The sequence below is a fragment of the Chryseolinea soli genome, from assembly GCF_003589925.1.
GTDB classification, from domain to species: Bacteria; Bacteroidota; Bacteroidia; order Cytophagales; family Cyclobacteriaceae; genus Chryseolinea; species Chryseolinea soli.
The window spans coordinates 5158081-5173420 of the sequence record NZ_CP032382.1; the positions used below are offsets into that span (position 1 = coordinate 5158081).

13 protein-coding genes are annotated in these 15340 nt (G+C 52.0%); 9 read left to right on the forward strand and 4 right to left on the reverse strand.

Features of this window, described 5'->3' with window-relative positions:
- The first annotated feature begins 111 nt into the window (after positions 1–111).
- The 4 genes from D4L85_RS21955 (at position 112) to D4L85_RS21970 (ending at position 4806) form a co-directional block, all read left to right on the forward strand.
- Complete coding sequence (locus D4L85_RS21955) at positions 112–1800, forward strand: AMP-binding protein (RefSeq protein ID WP_119756319.1); 1689 nt, start codon at positions 112–114, stop codon at positions 1798–1800.
- A 138-nt stretch (positions 1801–1938) separates the two neighbouring features.
- Complete coding sequence (locus D4L85_RS21960) at positions 1939–2370, forward strand: TerB family tellurite resistance protein (RefSeq protein ID WP_119756320.1); 432 nt, start codon at positions 1939–1941, stop codon at positions 2368–2370.
- 228 nt (positions 2371–2598) lie between these two features.
- Positions 2599–4032: a TonB-dependent receptor gene (locus tag D4L85_RS21965; RefSeq protein ID WP_119756321.1), complete on the forward strand. Its 1434-nt coding sequence runs from the start codon at positions 2599–2601 to the stop codon at positions 4030–4032.
- A 180-nt stretch (positions 4033–4212) separates the two neighbouring features.
- Positions 4213–4806 carry a Uma2 family endonuclease gene (locus D4L85_RS21970; protein ID WP_160143910.1) on the forward strand — a complete coding sequence of 198 codons (594 nt, stop codon included), beginning with the start codon at positions 4213–4215 and terminating at the stop codon, positions 4804–4806.
- A gap of 87 nt (positions 4807–4893) precedes the next feature.
- Here D4L85_RS21970 and D4L85_RS21975 read toward each other — a convergent pair whose 3' ends face one another.
- Both D4L85_RS21975 and sixA read right to left on the reverse strand, forming a co-directional pair.
- Complete coding sequence (locus D4L85_RS21975) at positions 4894–5955, reverse strand: agmatinase family protein (RefSeq protein WP_119756323.1); 1062 nt, start codon at positions 5953–5955, stop codon at positions 4894–4896.
- Between the two features lie 24 nt (positions 5956–5979).
- Entirely contained in the window at positions 5980–6483 is a 504-nt protein-coding gene (gene sixA, locus D4L85_RS21980; protein ID WP_119756324.1) for a phosphohistidine phosphatase SixA, read from the reverse strand.
- 228 nt (positions 6484–6711) lie between these two features.
- Here sixA and topA point away from each other — a divergent pair, with 228 nt between their 5' ends.
- From topA to D4L85_RS21995, 3 genes are all read left to right on the forward strand, one after another.
- On the forward strand, positions 6712–9228 hold the full coding sequence (topA, locus tag D4L85_RS21985) for a type I DNA topoisomerase (RefSeq protein ID WP_119756325.1): 2517 nt from the start codon (positions 6712–6714) through the stop codon (positions 9226–9228).
- 143 nt (positions 9229–9371) lie between these two features.
- On the forward strand, positions 9372–10064 hold the full coding sequence (locus D4L85_RS21990; RefSeq protein ID WP_119756326.1) for an SIR2 family NAD-dependent protein deacylase: 693 nt from the start codon (positions 9372–9374) through the stop codon (positions 10062–10064).
- Positions 10065–10147: 83 nt separating this feature from the next.
- Positions 10148–10921 (forward strand): type III pantothenate kinase, encoded by a 774-nt coding sequence (locus D4L85_RS21995; RefSeq protein WP_119756327.1) that lies wholly within the window; start codon positions 10148–10150, stop codon positions 10919–10921.
- Positions 10922–10926: 5 nt separating this feature from the next.
- On the opposite strand, the gene D4L85_RS22000 is transcribed toward D4L85_RS21995, so the two are convergent.
- Both D4L85_RS22000 and D4L85_RS22005 read right to left on the reverse strand, forming a co-directional pair.
- Positions 10927–11277: a hypothetical protein gene (locus tag D4L85_RS22000; protein ID WP_119756328.1), complete on the reverse strand. Its 351-nt coding sequence runs from the start codon at positions 11275–11277 to the stop codon at positions 10927–10929.
- Between the two features lie 6 nt (positions 11278–11283).
- Complete coding sequence (locus D4L85_RS22005; protein ID WP_119756329.1) at positions 11284–13749, reverse strand: penicillin acylase family protein; 2466 nt, start codon at positions 13747–13749, stop codon at positions 11284–11286.
- A gap of 119 nt (positions 13750–13868) precedes the next feature.
- Between D4L85_RS22005 and D4L85_RS22010 the strand changes: the two genes are divergently transcribed.
- Both D4L85_RS22010 and kdsA read left to right on the forward strand, forming a co-directional pair.
- A complete protein-coding gene (locus tag D4L85_RS22010) occupies positions 13869–14408 on the forward strand; it encodes a KdsC family phosphatase (protein ID WP_119756330.1) in 540 nt (179 codons plus the stop codon).
- A 9-nt stretch (positions 14409–14417) separates the two neighbouring features.
- A complete protein-coding gene (kdsA, locus tag D4L85_RS22015) occupies positions 14418–15248 on the forward strand; it encodes a 3-deoxy-8-phosphooctulonate synthase (RefSeq protein ID WP_119756331.1) in 831 nt (276 codons plus the stop codon).
- Positions 15249–15340 lie beyond the last annotated feature (92 nt).

Here is a 15340-nt window from a genome sequence, read left to right on the forward strand (position 1 = left end):
GGTTTTTTATTTTATTCCTTTCGCATATTCGCTATTGATTTGCTGGCAAACAATCGTTTGCTTTGAATCTGATAAGAAATTGAAGGATTTCCCATTTTTTAGTCCATGTCTATGAAAGATTTCCCCTGGTTCAAAAATTACCCGGAAGGCGTTGCTCACGAAATAAAATTATACGACTATCCTTCACTGCTGGCCTTCTTTGACACAGGCTTCAAAAAATACAGTGATCGCGTGGCCTATGAAAACATGGGCGTGACGATGACCTACCGCCAACTGGACGAGCTTTCCACCAACTTTGCCGCCTACCTGCAGCAAGACCTGGGCTTGAAAAAAGGCGAACGCATCGCGATCCAGATGCCCAACATGCTACAATTTCCCGTCGTCTTCATCGGTGCCCTGCGTGCTGGACTTATCGTGGTGAATACCAATCCTTTGTATACCCCGCGGGAGATGGAGCACCAATTTAAAGATGCCGAGATCTCAGCCATTGTCATCGTCTCCAACTTTGCCTTCCACCTGGAAAAGGTATTGACGACCACGAAAATAAAACACGTCATCATTACGCAGCTTGGCGACATGCTGGGCGGATTGAAGGGAGCGCTTGTAAATTTTGTGGTGAAGAACATCAAGAAGATGATCCCGGCCTACCATGTTCCACAGGCCATTGCTTTCAAGACCGCCATGAAAAAAGGCGCTTCGCTGAAACTGAAGCCGGTGGAGGTCGATCTGAAAGATATTGCCGTGCTTCAATACACAGGAGGCACCACCGGCATTGCCAAAGGCGCGCAACTTTCGCACGGAAATCTGATCGCCCACAATTCCATGATCACGGAATGGTTCAAGCCCTACATGAATGCATCGAGCGAGAATTTGATCGTGACCGGGATTCCGATGTACCACATCTTCGCCCTGAGTGTGAACGGGCTGCTGATGTTTAGCACCGGCGTGAAGAATGTGCTCATCACCAATCCACGCGACATGGAGGGATTTTGTAAGGAACTGAAGAAACATAAGTTTACGATCCTCACCGGCGTGAACACGTTGTTCAATGGCATGCTGAACAATCCACATTTTAAAGATTTGGATTTCTCCCATTTGCATGGTGCCGTTGGCGGCGGTATGGCCGTTCAGGATGTTGTGGCGAAAAAATGGAAAGAAGTTACCGGCACGGCGCTCATCGAAGGTTATGGCCTCAGCGAAACCTCGCCGGTGCTGTGCTGCAACCCCCTTGATGGCAAACACCGGTTGGGTACGATCGGTCTGCCCGTGCCCAGCACCGAAGTGGCAGCGTTTGATGAAGCGGGCAATCAGTTGCCCCAGGGCGAAACCGGGGAACTTTGCGCGCGTGGCCCCCAAGTGATGTCGGGTTATTGGAGAAAAGACAATGAAGGTGTTTTCTTCCCCGGCGGCTGGTTCCGCACGGGCGATATCGGGCTCATGGATGCCGACGGATTTTTCAAGATCGTGGACCGCAAGAAGGACATGATCAAGGTCTCCGGCTTCAACGTGTTCCCCAACGAGATCGAGAACGTGGTGGCGGCCCATCCCAAGGTGTTGGAAGTAGCGGCCATTGGCGTGCCCGATGCGAAGTCGGGGGAGGTGATCAAGATCTTTGTGGTGAAGAAAGACCAGAGCCTCACCGAGGAGGAATTGATAAAATATTGTCATGAAAACCTGACGAACTACAAAGTTCCCAAGCACGTTGAATTTCGGAAGGAATTGCCCAAGACCAACGTAGGTAAAATTCTACGCAGGGCGTTGAAGGAGGAGGAAGAAGCAGCTCACCACGCTGTGGCATAGTGCCCTCCTTTGCTAAAGCTCCCGCCTTCGCTAAAGCTACGGCGGGCAAGTCGGCGGGTAAGCAAAGTCTGGCGCAAAGAGGTTTTTTATTCGCGCCGGGTTCGGTATTTTAGTTTTTGATCCTTAACTCTACCGCATATGATCGGCTTTTTCGAACATCAGTACCTCTCGTACAAAAAAAATCACATTAAAAACCTTCTTGCCCTGGCCAAGGCAGATGGGCACATGCACCCCAAGGAGGAGGCTTTGCTGTACAAGATCGCCAAGCGCTATGGTCTGAAAGACCGCCAGGTGCGGGAGCTGGCCGAAACGGACGAGAAGTTTGACGTGAATGTTCCAGATAATCACAACGATAAAATGAACCTGCTTTACGATCTCATCCTGATGGTGTACGCCGACGAGGTGGTGGACCAGCACGAGATCGAATTCTGCGAAGACGCGGTGACGCGCTTTGGTATGAAGAAAGAATTGGTTGGATGGTTGTTACAGGAGTTCGAAAGAGGCACGCCGCCACCCCCTGAAGAGTGGGAGGAGATCAAGCGTGAAGCGAAAACGAACTTTGTGCTGTAGGTACCTTCACCGTTGCCGGATTGGGTTGAACACTAAACGTGTGCCGGTAAACGTTTGAATTTTGTGGAAATCGTTGCCAAATCTTGAAGGGAACCTTAATGGCACGGAATGCATTTAAATCTTGCACACCCGAAATGCGGGAGCCCAGTTGTCGGAAGATTTAAATGTTATTACCTTTCAACGATTGGACGATTAACGGTAAATTGAGGAGGAAAGCAGTAGCAGGTTATGGATGAATACAGAAAACTCACTACCCAGGAGAAAGCCCTTCGTATCAACCTAAGCAGAGCCATCTATGGGTCTTTCGCCGAGATCGGTGCAGGACAAGAAGTCGCCGCCAATTTCTTTAAAGTAGGAGGAGCCTCCGGCACGGTGGCCAAAACCATGTCGGCCTACGACATGAAGTTCAGCGACGCCATCTACGGCGTGGGCGATCGCTACGTGTGTGAGGAGCGATTGATCCGCATGCTCGATCACGAATACGTGCTGCTGCCCGAGCGGCTCCCGCACCGCATCGAAACCACCCGCTTTTTTGCATTTGCCGATACCGTGGAGGTACTCAACTACGACCGCACCAACCAGGGCCACGGCTGGATGGGATTACGCTTCCAACTCACACCCCAGAGCGAGCCAAACGACTGCGTGCTGCACTTGAAGATGCACGACAACGATCCCCTGCAACAACAATATGCGCTGGGCATTGTGGGAGTGAACATGCTGTATTCCTGTATGTTCCTGACCAATCCCGAAGAAATCCTGATGTCGCTGATCGACGGGTTAACGGCCCGCCGGATCGAGATCGACATGTTTCGTTTGAACGGACCGGATTTCAAACACGTCGACAACCGGCTCATGGCGTTGAAGCTCGTGAAGAACGGCCTCACCAAAGCCGCCATGTTTGGCCCCGACGGCCACGTGATGCAGCCCTCGGACGAACTGTATAAAAAGAACGTATTGGTATTGCGCGGCCGCTTCCGTCCGCCCACGCATGTGAATGTGGACATGCTGCTGGCCTCGCGCCGGCATTTCAAGCACGAATCCGATGTGGATCGTTCCAATATCGTGTTGATCTCCGAGCTGACGCTCAACGACCTTAGCCCCGACGGCAAGATCGACGAGCGCGATTTCCTGCACCGCGCCGATATTTTGTGTTCGCTTGGGCAGAACGTGCTGATCTCCAACTATTTTGAATATTACCGCCTGGTAGACTATCTCTCCAAGATCACGCGGGGAAAAAAGATCGGCATCACCATGGGGATATTTGCGTTGCAAAAAGTTTTTGAAGAGAAGACCTACGAAAATCTTCGCGGCGGAATCCTGGAATGTTTTGCATCGCTGTTTGGCACCAATGTGAAGCTATACATTTACCCGGCATGGCAGAACAACGAGCTGTTCACCCTGAAGACCTTCGAACAAACCCTGCCGCCCAACCTGAAAAGCCTTTTCCGCTTTCTCATGGACAACAACAAGCTGGAAGAGATTCAGGAAGCCAACGTGAAAAACCTGCACATCATTTCCGACAACGTCTTGGCCATGATCAAGAAAGGCGAGCCGGGCTGGGAGAAATTCGTGCCCCACAAAGTGGAAGAGGCCATTAAAAACTTCGGCTTGTTCGACTATCCTAAGCAGCAGGAGGCCAACCAGGTTTCGGTGGAAGGGTAGTGTCGGTTTTTCAATTTCAAGCGACGCGCCACACGTCCTAAAATCCCAATCAACAGAACGATTTTGTAGCGTTATCGCCATGCTCCGTGGCGATTCGTATGTTTTTTATTTTAAGGAAACAATTGGGCAAAGCTGTGTTACAACGGTTGGGGTGTCTGTTTTTTACTTGAGATAAGAATTTTGGATGAAATCTATTGTAGGAGTTGTTTGGTGATCTCATGGAAAATGGTTGCTTTGGTTATGCAACGACGGGAGGAAGATCTGATGACAACGATGGAGCTATACAAAACACTCCCGGAAGGGTTGCGCGCAGAGATCATCGATAGCCAAATTTATATGTCACCCGCTCCGTTTATGATACATCAACGGATCCTCAATAAAATCAACAACAAACTTTTCAACTACCTGGAACAAATGGGGCACGGCGAAGTCGTGATTGCACCCATGGATGTTTTCTTTGACGAAGAGAAAAACTCTGTTCAACCTGACCTTGCGGTGTTGTTGGATACGAACCCGGCTGTTCGGGAAAATTCCGGACATATCCATGGATCACCGGATTTATTAGTGGAGGTCCTTTCCGAAGGAAATCAAGCCTACGATCTGATCTTGAAAAAGGAACTCTACCAAAGATTTGGAGTCAAAGAGTATTGGGTTGTTGAGCCATATTCAAAACGTACCTATGTTTTTCAATGGATCGATGGCAGCTATGTGTTGGCAGGCGATCAAATCGGCCAACTCTACTCTCCGTTGCTAAAGATCGATCTGAAATTTTAATCGTCGGGTTCTTTCCGTTCTACATTCAAAACTATTCTGGGAATTTCAACGTCAGGAATCAGGTGTAGATGGGATGTCTGATGCGTGCTACGATTTGCGAATGGCCAATTTTCCCTGGGAAGCACCCATCCAGTGACAAAGTTGATACAAGAGGCGGGCACCTACATTGGCATCCCAGTCGTCCTTGCCGGGGGCCACTTCATTCAAGTCGAAACCGATGATCTTTTTTCCGGAGAGCACTAATTTCTTTAGGAGGTACGTCACCTGCTGGAATTCCAGACCGCCGGGGACGGGTGTTCCCGTGTTGGGGCAGAGCTTGGGATCGAGGCCATCGATATCGAAACTGATATAGACCAGGTGGGGGAGTTGTTTGATGATCTCGTCGCATTGGGCATACCAGGTTTTTCCCTGGTAAGCATAGGCCTTGAGATCTTCGTCAAAAAAAGTGGTGATACGGCCCATAGCCCGGTGGATAACGTCCATTTCTTCCGCACAATAATCGCGCACGCCTACCTGGACGAGCTTGCCGACGGCGGAAATTTTCAAAGCGTTATACATGATCGAGGCGTGCGAATGGGTGAAGCCTTCATAGGATTTTCGCAGATCGGCGTGGGCATCGATCTGCAGAATGCCGAAGCGGGGATGGTGCTCGCTCAGGGCCCTGAGAAAACCCAATGGCGTGCTGTGATCGCCGCCCACCAGGGCTACCATTTTTCCTTGCTTCAGATAATTTTGTGTGACCGATTTGATGTAGATATTGAAATTTTCGCAGGCCTCGTTGATCTTGGAAAGCACCACGTCGTCGGGGGAAACGGTTTCGCCGTTCCCGATGCGGGCCAGGTGTTCACGCGACCAGTTGCGCAGCTTTTTGTTTTCTTCCAGCATATCGGCCGGAACGGGAAGCATGCACACGCCGAGTTTCCAGGCGTCGGGGATGTCTTGGAGAAAATGATCTACTTGAAGGGACGCATCCAGGATGGCGCGGGGGCCGTTGGCGGTTCCTTCATGATAGGAAACGGTGACTTCCCACGGTGCGGGCACGAGGATGAGCTCCGCGTTGTCGGGAGAAAACGGGAGACCGAAAATATTCCCTTTCATTCCGGGGCCGTTTGGGTCGAAACGTTGTATGGCTTCTTCTTTGGAGAGCATTGCCGGCAAGAATTAAAGAGACGATCAATCCGGCTGTAGCATGCCGGGATGGGTGTAATTTTCAAGTTCTCCGTTTCCTTGACTCACTTCTTTCCAGGAATGGATGTGGAATTTGATGGCGGCCAAGCCTCCTGTGGCCATGTCGCCGATCTCGGATTGTGTGAGGTATTCGGTCACGTAGGTGATGACGGGATTGTGGCCGACAATTAATATAGTGTTGAACCGGTCGTCGAGGCCGCTGAGAAACTGGAAAAAAGTGCGCGACGAAGCTTCATAAAGCTCTTCGACGACGGAAATCCTTTCGGTGTCCATCTTCATAGCATCAGCCACGAAGCGAGCTGTATCTTCGGCGCGCTGCGCTGTGCTGGTCAGAATGCAATCGAAGGAGATGTTTTGCTGATACAAGTATGTGCCGACAACAACACATTCGCGCAGGCCACGGGGTGTCAGCGAGCGGTCTTTGTCGGACTGGCCAGACTGTTTTTCGGCACTTTCAGCATGGCGCAATAAATAGAGGTGTCGTGTCATACCGGGGATCAGAATAGCAGTATGGTTGGGCTAATCGGTTCAATATTAAGCAGCCTAAATTAAAAAAGTTGAAAAAGAATGTTGAAAATATGCTAATCGCGTGAAGGTCAGCCTCTAAATAATAGCGCGCAGACCACCCATTCATCCCCGTTTAGGGCGTGGATGGAGGGGTCAAATTTGATTTTTTAAAAATTTACTGATATTTGAACCTCTTGAAAGTTAAGCAGCATGTCAAAAAATCTCGTAATAGTTGAATCTCCGGCGAAAGCAAAGACCATTGAAGGCTACCTGGGCAAGGATTTTAAGGTCGCCTCGAGCATGGGGCACATTCGCGATTTGCCGAAGGGAAGTGGGGCCATCGACATTGAAAACAACTTCGAGCCTACCTATGAGGTGAGCGCGGAGAAGAAGGATATCATCGCCAAACTAAGAAAACTTGCAGACGACGCCGACATGGTTTACCTGGCAAGCGATGAGGACCGCGAGGGAGAAGCCATTTCGTGGCACTTGAAAGAAGTGCTGGATCTGACCGATGCCAAAACGCGGCGAATCGTATTTACCGAAATCACCAAGAAAGCGATCCTCAACTCGCTGGAAAGCCCTCGTGGCATCGATATAGACCTTGTTAACGCGCAACAAGCCCGTCGTGTACTTGACCGGTTGGTGGGCTATGAATTGTCGCCCATTCTCTGGAAAAAGATCAAAACCGGTTTGTCTGCCGGCCGCGTGCAATCGGTGGCGGTGCGGCTGGTGGTGGAGCGCGAACGCGAGATCACGGAGTTCAAAGCCAAGTCATCCTTCAAAGTGAATGCACTTTTCGACTTAGGCAAAGGAAAGAATCTTGTGGCGGAGCTTTCGGAGCGTTTCGATACGGAAGAAGAGGCCATGGCCTTTCTGGAGTCGTGCAAAGGTGCAAAATTCGCGATCGCCGATTTGCAAACGAAACCCTCCAAGCGTTCACCGGCACCTCCCTTCACCACCTCCACGTTGCAACAGGAAGCGGCCCGCAAGTTGGGCTTCTCGGTTATCCAGACCATGATGGTGGCGCAGAAGTTATACGAGGCCGGTAAGATCAGCTACATGCGTACCGACTCTGTGAACCTTTCCGATGAAGCGCGCAGTGGTGCGCAGAGACAGATCACGTCGGCGTTTGGCAAAGAATTTTTTCAATCGCGTGTTTATAAAACCAAGTCGTCGTCGGCGCAAGAGGCCCACGAAGCGATCCGGCCCACGGACTTTTCGGTGAACGATCCCGGCATGGACCGCAATGCCCTTCGCTTGTATGATCTCATCTGGAAACGCGCCATCGCTTCGCAGATGGCCGACGCGGAATTGGAGAAAACGACAGCGACCATCAGCATTTCCACCAACCCAAGAACCCTGATCGCCTCGGGAGAAGTGATCAAGTTTGAAGGATTTTTGAAAGTATATATGGAGTCGGGCGACGATGACGATGAGGAGGAGAACAGCAAAGTGTTGCCGCCCCTCACGATCGGCCAGCAGTTGACCCTGGAGGAGCTTGTGGCCAAGCAAGTGTTTAGCCGTCACCCACCGCGTTACACGGAAGCGAGCCTGGTGAAAAAACTGGAAGAGCTGGGCATCGGCCGGCCTTCAACCTACGCGCCCACCATCACCACCGTGCAAAAGCGCGGGTATGTGGTGAAAGAAGCCCGCGAAGGCGTTGAGAGAAAATATACGGTGCTTTCCCTGAAGTCGGACGCCATCACGCGTGTGGACGAAACGGAAATTACCGGCGCAGAAAAGAATAAACTTTTTCCTACCAACACCGCCATGGTGGTGAACGATTTCCTGGTGGATCACTTTCCCGACATCACCGATTTTTCATTCACCTCGGAGATCGAACAAGAGTTCGATGAGATCGCCGATGGCAAGCTGAACTGGAAAAAGATGATCGACAACTTCTACCAGCCCTTTCACAAGAAAGTGGCGCTGACGGAAAAAGTGGAGCGATCGTCGGTCGGCAAAACAAAAGAATTGGGTGTCGATCCCAAGACCGGGAAGAATGTGTATGCAAAGCTGGGGAAATTCGGTGCCTATGTTCAGATCGGCGAGAACCCCGACGACAATGGCGGTGAGAAACCGAAGTTTGCCAGTCTGCGTCCCGGCCAATTCATCGAGAACATCACGATGGAAGACGCGATGGAGCTTTTCAAAATGCCTCGCGACCTGGGCTTGTTCGAAGAAAAAAATGTGGTGGTGAGCATCGGCCGGTTTGGGCCTTATGTGTTGCACGACAAGAAATTCGTGTCCATTCCCAAAGACATCGATCCGTATACGATCACCCCCGAAAGAGCTGTCGAGCTCATCGAAGCCAAGCGCATTGCCGACGCCAACAAGACCATTAAACTCTTTGCGGAAGATCCGGAGATTCAAATTCTCAACGGTCGCTTTGGTCCTTATATCAAAGCCGGTAAGAAAAATGTGAAGATCCCGAAAGACCGAGAGCCTGCTTCGCTCACGTATGAAGAGTGTGTGACCCTCGCTGCCGCTGCCCCCGAGCGCAGAGGGAGATTTGGCCGCAAGGCCCCCGCTGAGACGGCGACGAAAACCGCTGCTAAGACAGCAACAAAAACCGGCGAGGTAGCCAAGAAAACCACGGCAACAAAAGCAACTGCCGTTAAAAAAACTGCGCCAAAGAAAGTGGCCGCAAAGAAAACCGCTGCCAAGAAAACGGCCGCGAAAAAGACAGCCACCAAAAAAGCTGCTCCCAAAAAGAAGAAATAATCTTTCCATTCGAAGTTAAGCAAAGAAAGCCAGCGCTTTCTTTGCCTTGACTTTGCATCCGCTGCCGATTCCGTAAAAACGTGAATCGCGGTTCAGATCCACCGTACAAAATCGTATTTTCGTCCTCATCCATTTTTTTATTTATGAAAAAGAAATTGGTCGTGCTTAGCGGTGCTGGCATCAGCGCCGAGAGCGGCATACCCACCTTTCGCGATTCGGATGGCCTATGGGAAGGCCACAATGTGATGGACGTAGCCACGCCCGAGGGATGGCGCAAAAATCCTGCCCTGGTGCTGGACTTCTACAACCAACGCCGCAAGCGTGCCCTGGAAGTGCAACCCAACCGCGGTCACGAGATACTGGCTGAGTTGGAAAATTATTTCGACGTCACCGTGGTGACCCAGAATGTCGACGATTTGCACGAGCGCGCCGGCTCTTCGCATGTGATCCATCTTCACGGCAGCTTATTTGAATCGCGCAGCACCCGGGACGAAACGTTGGTCTATCCCATCAAAGGTTGGGAGCTCAACCTAGGTGACGTCTGCGCCAAAGGCTCCCAACTCCGCCCCAACATCGTGTGGTTTGGCGAGATGGTGCCCCTCATGGAAGTGGCTGCGGATCACGCCGCGAATGCCGATTTCTTTGTGGTGGTGGGCACGTCGATGGTGGTGTATCCGGCTGCAGGCCTGATCAGTTATGTCCCACACGATGCATTGAAGTTTGTGGTGGACCCCAAGCTTCCGGAAATGGGTCAGATCCCCAGCCTGCATATGATCGCCGAAAAAGCGAGCACGGGCATGGAAAAAGTGAAGCAAGCGTTGATGGGGTTGAGCTGAGCGGAAAGCATCCCGTTTTAATTTTACAGGAAGGGATGGTAGATTCGGGGAAACTTAGGTCAAATTTTTCAACACGATGAACTATGGTATTAGCATTCGACATCGGTAATTCCGACATCACGATAGGGGTGTACAAGGACAACGCCTGGAAGCATACATGGCGCGTGCCCTCGCAAGCCGAACTGCCCGAAATGTTCTACGCGATGAAAGTACGCGAATATTTTCTGGAGGACAGGATCGCGTTAGACGAAGTGAGTCGCGTGGTGATCAGCAGCGTGGTGCCCGATCTAACAGGGAAGCTGGTGCATGCAGCCCGGACGTTGTTTGAAAAAGATCCCCTCGTGCTGGGACCGGCGGTGTACGAAAAGTTATCCATAAAGGTATTACGGCCTTACGAGATCGGTTCCGATTTGGTGTGCAACGCTTTTGCGGCCTATACTTTCTTTCAGCGCAGTTGTGTGGTGGTTGATTTTGGAACGGCGCTGACCTTCACCACGCTGTCGCAGGACGGGGAAATACTGGGCGTTTCGATAGCGCCGGGGTTGAAGACGGCGATCAAGTCGCTGTCACAAAATACGGCAAAGTTGTTCGATGTCCCCTTGGTCATGCCGGCGTCGGTCCTGGGGAGAGGCACCGTGCACGCTATTCAGGCGGGCGTGTTGGTGGGCTATGAAGGCATGGTAAAACATATGCTGCACCGGATACGCGTTGAGTTGAATGACGATAGTCTGAAATCTGTTGCTACGGGCGGGTTGTCGTCCATTATTCCTTCGTTGAAAGAAACATTTGATCACATCGATCCGAACCTTACCCTAAATGGGTTGAGGTTGATCGGAGAGGTGTTTGCGAAAAAATAGAAGTCTTAATACCACCGCATCTTCCGCTTGTACTTCAACAGGGCTCCTGTTAGCGTAGCAAATCCACCGACCAGTCCACCGATCAGGGCGGTCACCGACATCAGGATAAATTTGTTTTTAACCATGAGGATGGTGGCCACGCGCGTGGAGAGGTCTGACACGGTGTGCGCATCGGCCCACCAGGCCTTTAAAAACCACAACACCGCGATGGCCAGGAATCCCGCGAGGAAATTTGCGTTCGACTTGAAAAAATATCCCATGGCCAATGCCACCACGGCCAGGCTATACCAGGGCAGGAACCACTGGGCGATAAACGCGGAGACCAAAATCGCGAAGAATTGTATAACGAATTTCATAGACGACTACGGATGGAGTTGGGTTGAGTGTTGAATTTTGGGATCGTGCGCATCGCGCAAGAAGGGGATCTGGAAATATTGACCATCTACCCAAGGTTGAAGCAGATCCACATAGTGTGCGCTGCCCAGGTTGCCCGATTGGCCGCCGGGATAAACGGCCCACATCTTGACGCCGGACTTCTCCAGGCTCACGATCATGCGCCAGGATGGGCCGTGCGTGCGCGAGTGTGCATTCACAATGTCGCGGTTGCCGCCGGCCTTCACATACACACGCAAGGGCTCCAGGCGCGTCAGGTGCCCCATATAGCCATCTTTATATTCGCCCCACGATGCTGTGGATTGTGCATGGTCCTTCTTCCACTTCTCCATCGAAGCGACGCTTTGTGAAAACGCTTTGCGTATCACTTCGGTCGCCGTTTCTTTTTCGGGCGTATTCACGATATCGAAAAAAGAGAACGTGGGGTTCTCCTTCAGCAGGTAGATCGTGTTGAAGGTGGTGGGGTTTTCGAGGGTCTGGCCCGCCATCTCATCCCAGATCAACGGCATCAGGCTGTTCCACCAGGCTTCGTAATACGAGGCGCCTTCGGAAGCCTTGTCATTGTAGCGATTCCAGGAGGCCAGTATTTGCCGGGCTTTTTGTTCTGCCGGCGTGAGCGATGCCGAATCCAGGGCCTTGAGAAAATAGGGGAGGCTCTCTTCGGCTTTCAGATTGAAATTGTCGGTTTGCAATTTCATCATGTCTTCGGGGCGAACGTGGTCCAGGCCGGCGAGGGTTTGATTGATGCGGCGGTTGCGATAGGCCTCGAAACTTGAAGCGGTGATGTAGTAGGGGTATGTACCATCCACCGGGTATTGATTGGCAGAACTCACAAATCCTCGCGCCGGATTTTTATCCATGATGTTTTGATCGTTGGGAATAAAGGCCTGCCATCCGTTGGAGCTTTTGCTTCCGTCGAGCAAAAACTTTCCTTCCTGCTGACGGCGTACGGGGAATTTTCCCTGGATGCGCATGGCGATGTCGCCGGCCACAGAGGCGAAAACAAAATTTTGCGCCGGCGATTCATAGCGATCCAACGCCTCCATGTAGTCGCCGTGATTTTTGGCGCGGTTGAGTTTATAAAATGCGAGGAATTCGTTTGAAGGATCGTGCGAGATCCAGCGGAAGGCATAATATTTTGGATTGCTTTGATCGCCGAACGTGTCGTCGTAGGTCACCGGCCCCCAGTGGGTATAAAGAACCGTATCATAGTAAGCCGGTCCGTCTTTCACCAGGAATTTCTCCACCGTTTTCTTCGTGTCCACCCACTGGCCATCGAGCAGGTATTTGTCATGCGTGTTGTCCTGGAAAGAAACCTGATACCAATCCACCAGGTCGCGTTGCGCATTGGTCACGCCCCACGCGATGGAATCGGTGCAGCCGATAATAATGCCCGGTGCACCCGGAAGGGATGCTCCCATGGTGTTGACGTCCGGGGCGTGAAGCTGAAGTGCATACCACAGCGACGGGAGATTCAATCCGAGGTGAGGATCGCTGCAAAGCAGGGGAGAGCCCGTGGCAGTTTTGCTGCCGCTCACGGCCCAGTTGTTGCTGCCGGTGGTGGGATCGGAGCTAGGGAGTTTTTTAACTTTGATCGGTTCGACCGTGAGTTTTTTGAGTTGGATCAGTTCGTCGGGAAGTGCCAGTGGCACGGTGTCGTTGAGCGTTACCGGTTTGAATTTCCAGCTGTTGGGTTTGTCTACGATCGGGTCGCTCACGGGCTCACGGTCGGGGTAGAGTGCCTGCAGCACGTCGAAGCCGAACATTTTCAGCGCGTTGGTCATTTCCATGTCCTTGTCGCGCATGTTCAGGGTCTGGGCCATGCTTTTGAGGAGCAGGGCGCATTTGAGCAGCGTCCAGGGCTCGGGTTTGTAATGCAGGAGTTTGTATTCAAAGGGCAGGGTCTTGTAGTCGAGCGTCTGGATATAGGCGTTGACGCCTTCCGTATATTTTTCGACCATTTTGTGCGTCACGGGATCGCTTTCCAGTGACTTTAAGGCCTGCTCGGCACCAAAGACCAAGCCGAGTCGTCGCTGGCCGCGATCATAGTTCAACACAGCATCGCCTGTGCCGCGCCCAATGATCTCTGTGAGGCGGCCGGCAGCGGCATGGGTTTGGAATTCCATTTGCCAGAGGCGGTCGTGAGCGGTGATATAACCCTGTGCGAGATAGAGATCTTCTTCATTTTGAGCAAAAATGTGAGGCATGGCCAGGCTATCGAACAGCACCGTCACCTTGTCGTGCAGGCCTGGGATGGGCATTGCGTCGGGGATTTGGGGACCGGAAGCCTCCAGATTTGCCCAGAATCCTTGAAAAGGGTCCAGGAAACGGCCCACGGGAGGCACCGGCGCATTCTTGATGTTCCAGGGACGATCCAACACATAAACAAGCCCTGCGGTGATGGCCAGGCAAAGAAAAAATTTGAAGACACGCATAATCCGGGATTAACGGCTTGCATTCAGAGGAGAGGTTCGGGGAATGCAGCGGAAACAGGGAGGTAAAATAAAAAGCTTTTCCTAATTTTCGGAACACATCACCGAAAATTAACAAACGTTTGAAACTCATCTTATCCCTTTACACCAAGGAACTCATCAAAAAGGCCGGCAACATCAAAGCCATTTTCTTTGATGCCGACGGTGTGTTGAGCGATGGCAAGATCATCTATGACGAAAATGGCAAGGAGACCAAGAACTTCAACGTGAAGGACGGCTTCATCATCACACACTTGAAAAAAGCAGGCATCCTCACCGGTATTATTTCCGGTCGCGATTCCGGCGCTACCGCCAAGCGCGCCGTTGAACTGAAACTGGACTTTTGCCACCAGGGCATCCTCGACAAAGCTTCCGTGTTTGAAAAACTGGTGAAGCACTATAAACTCAAAACGAAAGAAGTGGCCTACATCGGCGACGACATCAACGACCTGCCTGTGCTGCGACTCGCGGGCCTCAGCGTTTGCCCCAGCGACACGTTCGACTACATGAAGCAGGAAGTGGACCTGGTGACGCGTGCAGGCGGTGGACAAGGCGCGTTGCGCGAAGTGGCCGACCTGGTGCTGGCCGCCCGCGGCGAAATGGAAAAAATTATAAGAGGATAAGCCATGAGAATGAATACGTTTGAAGAAACCGTGAAGGTGACCGACACCATCACGCTGGGCGGCGATCGCATGGTTTTGTTCAGCGGGCCTTGCGTGGTCGAAAGCTACGACCTCTGTCTGGAGACCGGCACGCGCATGAAGGCCATCTGCGAAGAACTCGATATCGACTACGTTTTTAAATCCTCGTTCGACAAAGCCAACCGCACAGCAGCCACCTCGTACCGCGGCCCTTCGCTGGAAGGTGGACTGGAGATCTTGTCGCGTGTGAAGCAAGCGCTGCACGTGCCGATCGTTACCGACGTGCACGAGTCGTATCAATGCGCCGAGGTGGCCACGGTGGTGGATGTGTTGCAGATACCGGCCTATCTCTGTCGTCAAACGGACCTGCTAAAGGCAGCCGCCCGCACGGGCAAGGCCGTGAAAGTGAAAAAAGGACAGTTCATGGCGCCGGAAGACATGAAATATGCCGTGGACAAAGTGCGCAACGAAGGCAATCCTAATGTTTTCCTGACCGAGCGCGGCATCAGCTTTGGCTATCACACCTTGGTGGTGGACATGCGCTCGTTGCCCATCATGCGCAAGTTCACGCCCGTGGTTTTCGATGTAACGCACTCCATCCAACAACCCGGAGGAAGAGGAGCAACATCCGGCGGGCAGCGTGAGTTTGCGCCCTTTCTGGCGCGGGCCGCGGCCGCGGTGGGCGTGGATGGATTTTTTATTGAAACGCACCCTCGCCCGGAAAAAGCCCTCAGCGACGGACCCAACATGATTCCCCTGCGGGAGATGGAAGACTTTTTGAGGATGCTGCAGCGCTATTGGAAAATGGGACGTGAAGAATAGAAAAAACAGATACTACGTCGCAACGGTTGCCAGGCCGTTTTCTGCCGGCCAACAAGCGTTAGTGAGAGATACTTTTCAAAAACCTCACCTTG

Bases quoted from the DNA above. Each gene is read 5' to 3' on its own strand.
- sixA (WP_119756324.1), bottom strand. From the start codon at position 6,483: ATGACACGACACCTCTATTTATTGCGCCATGCTGAAAGTGCCGAAAAA.
- D4L85_RS21960 (WP_119756320.1), top strand. From the start codon at position 1,939: ATGATCGGCTTTTTCGAACATCAGTACCTCTCGTACAAAAAAAATCAC.
- D4L85_RS21955 (WP_119756319.1), top strand. From the start codon at position 112: ATGAAAGATTTCCCCTGGTTCAAAAATTACCCGGAAGGCGTTGCTCAC.
- kdsA (WP_119756331.1), top strand. From the start codon at position 14,418: ATGAATACGTTTGAAGAAACCGTGAAGGTGACCGACACCATCACGCTG.
- D4L85_RS22005 (WP_119756329.1), bottom strand. From the start codon at position 13,749: ATGCGTGTCTTCAAATTTTTTCTTTGCCTGGCCATCACCGCAGGGCTT.
- topA (WP_119756325.1), top strand. From the start codon at position 6,712: ATGTCAAAAAATCTCGTAATAGTTGAATCTCCGGCGAAAGCAAAGACC.
- D4L85_RS21975 (WP_119756323.1), bottom strand. From the start codon at position 5,955: ATGCTCTCCAAAGAAGAAGCCATACAACGTTTCGACCCAAACGGCCCC.
- D4L85_RS21995 (WP_119756327.1), top strand. From the start codon at position 10,148: ATGGTATTAGCATTCGACATCGGTAATTCCGACATCACGATAGGGGTG.
- D4L85_RS21965 (WP_119756321.1), top strand. From the start codon at position 2,599: ATGGATGAATACAGAAAACTCACTACCCAGGAGAAAGCCCTTCGTATC.
- D4L85_RS22000 (WP_119756328.1), bottom strand. From the start codon at position 11,277: ATGAAATTCGTTATACAATTCTTCGCGATTTTGGTCTCCGCGTTTATC.
- D4L85_RS21990 (WP_119756326.1), top strand. From the start codon at position 9,372: ATGAAAAAGAAATTGGTCGTGCTTAGCGGTGCTGGCATCAGCGCCGAG.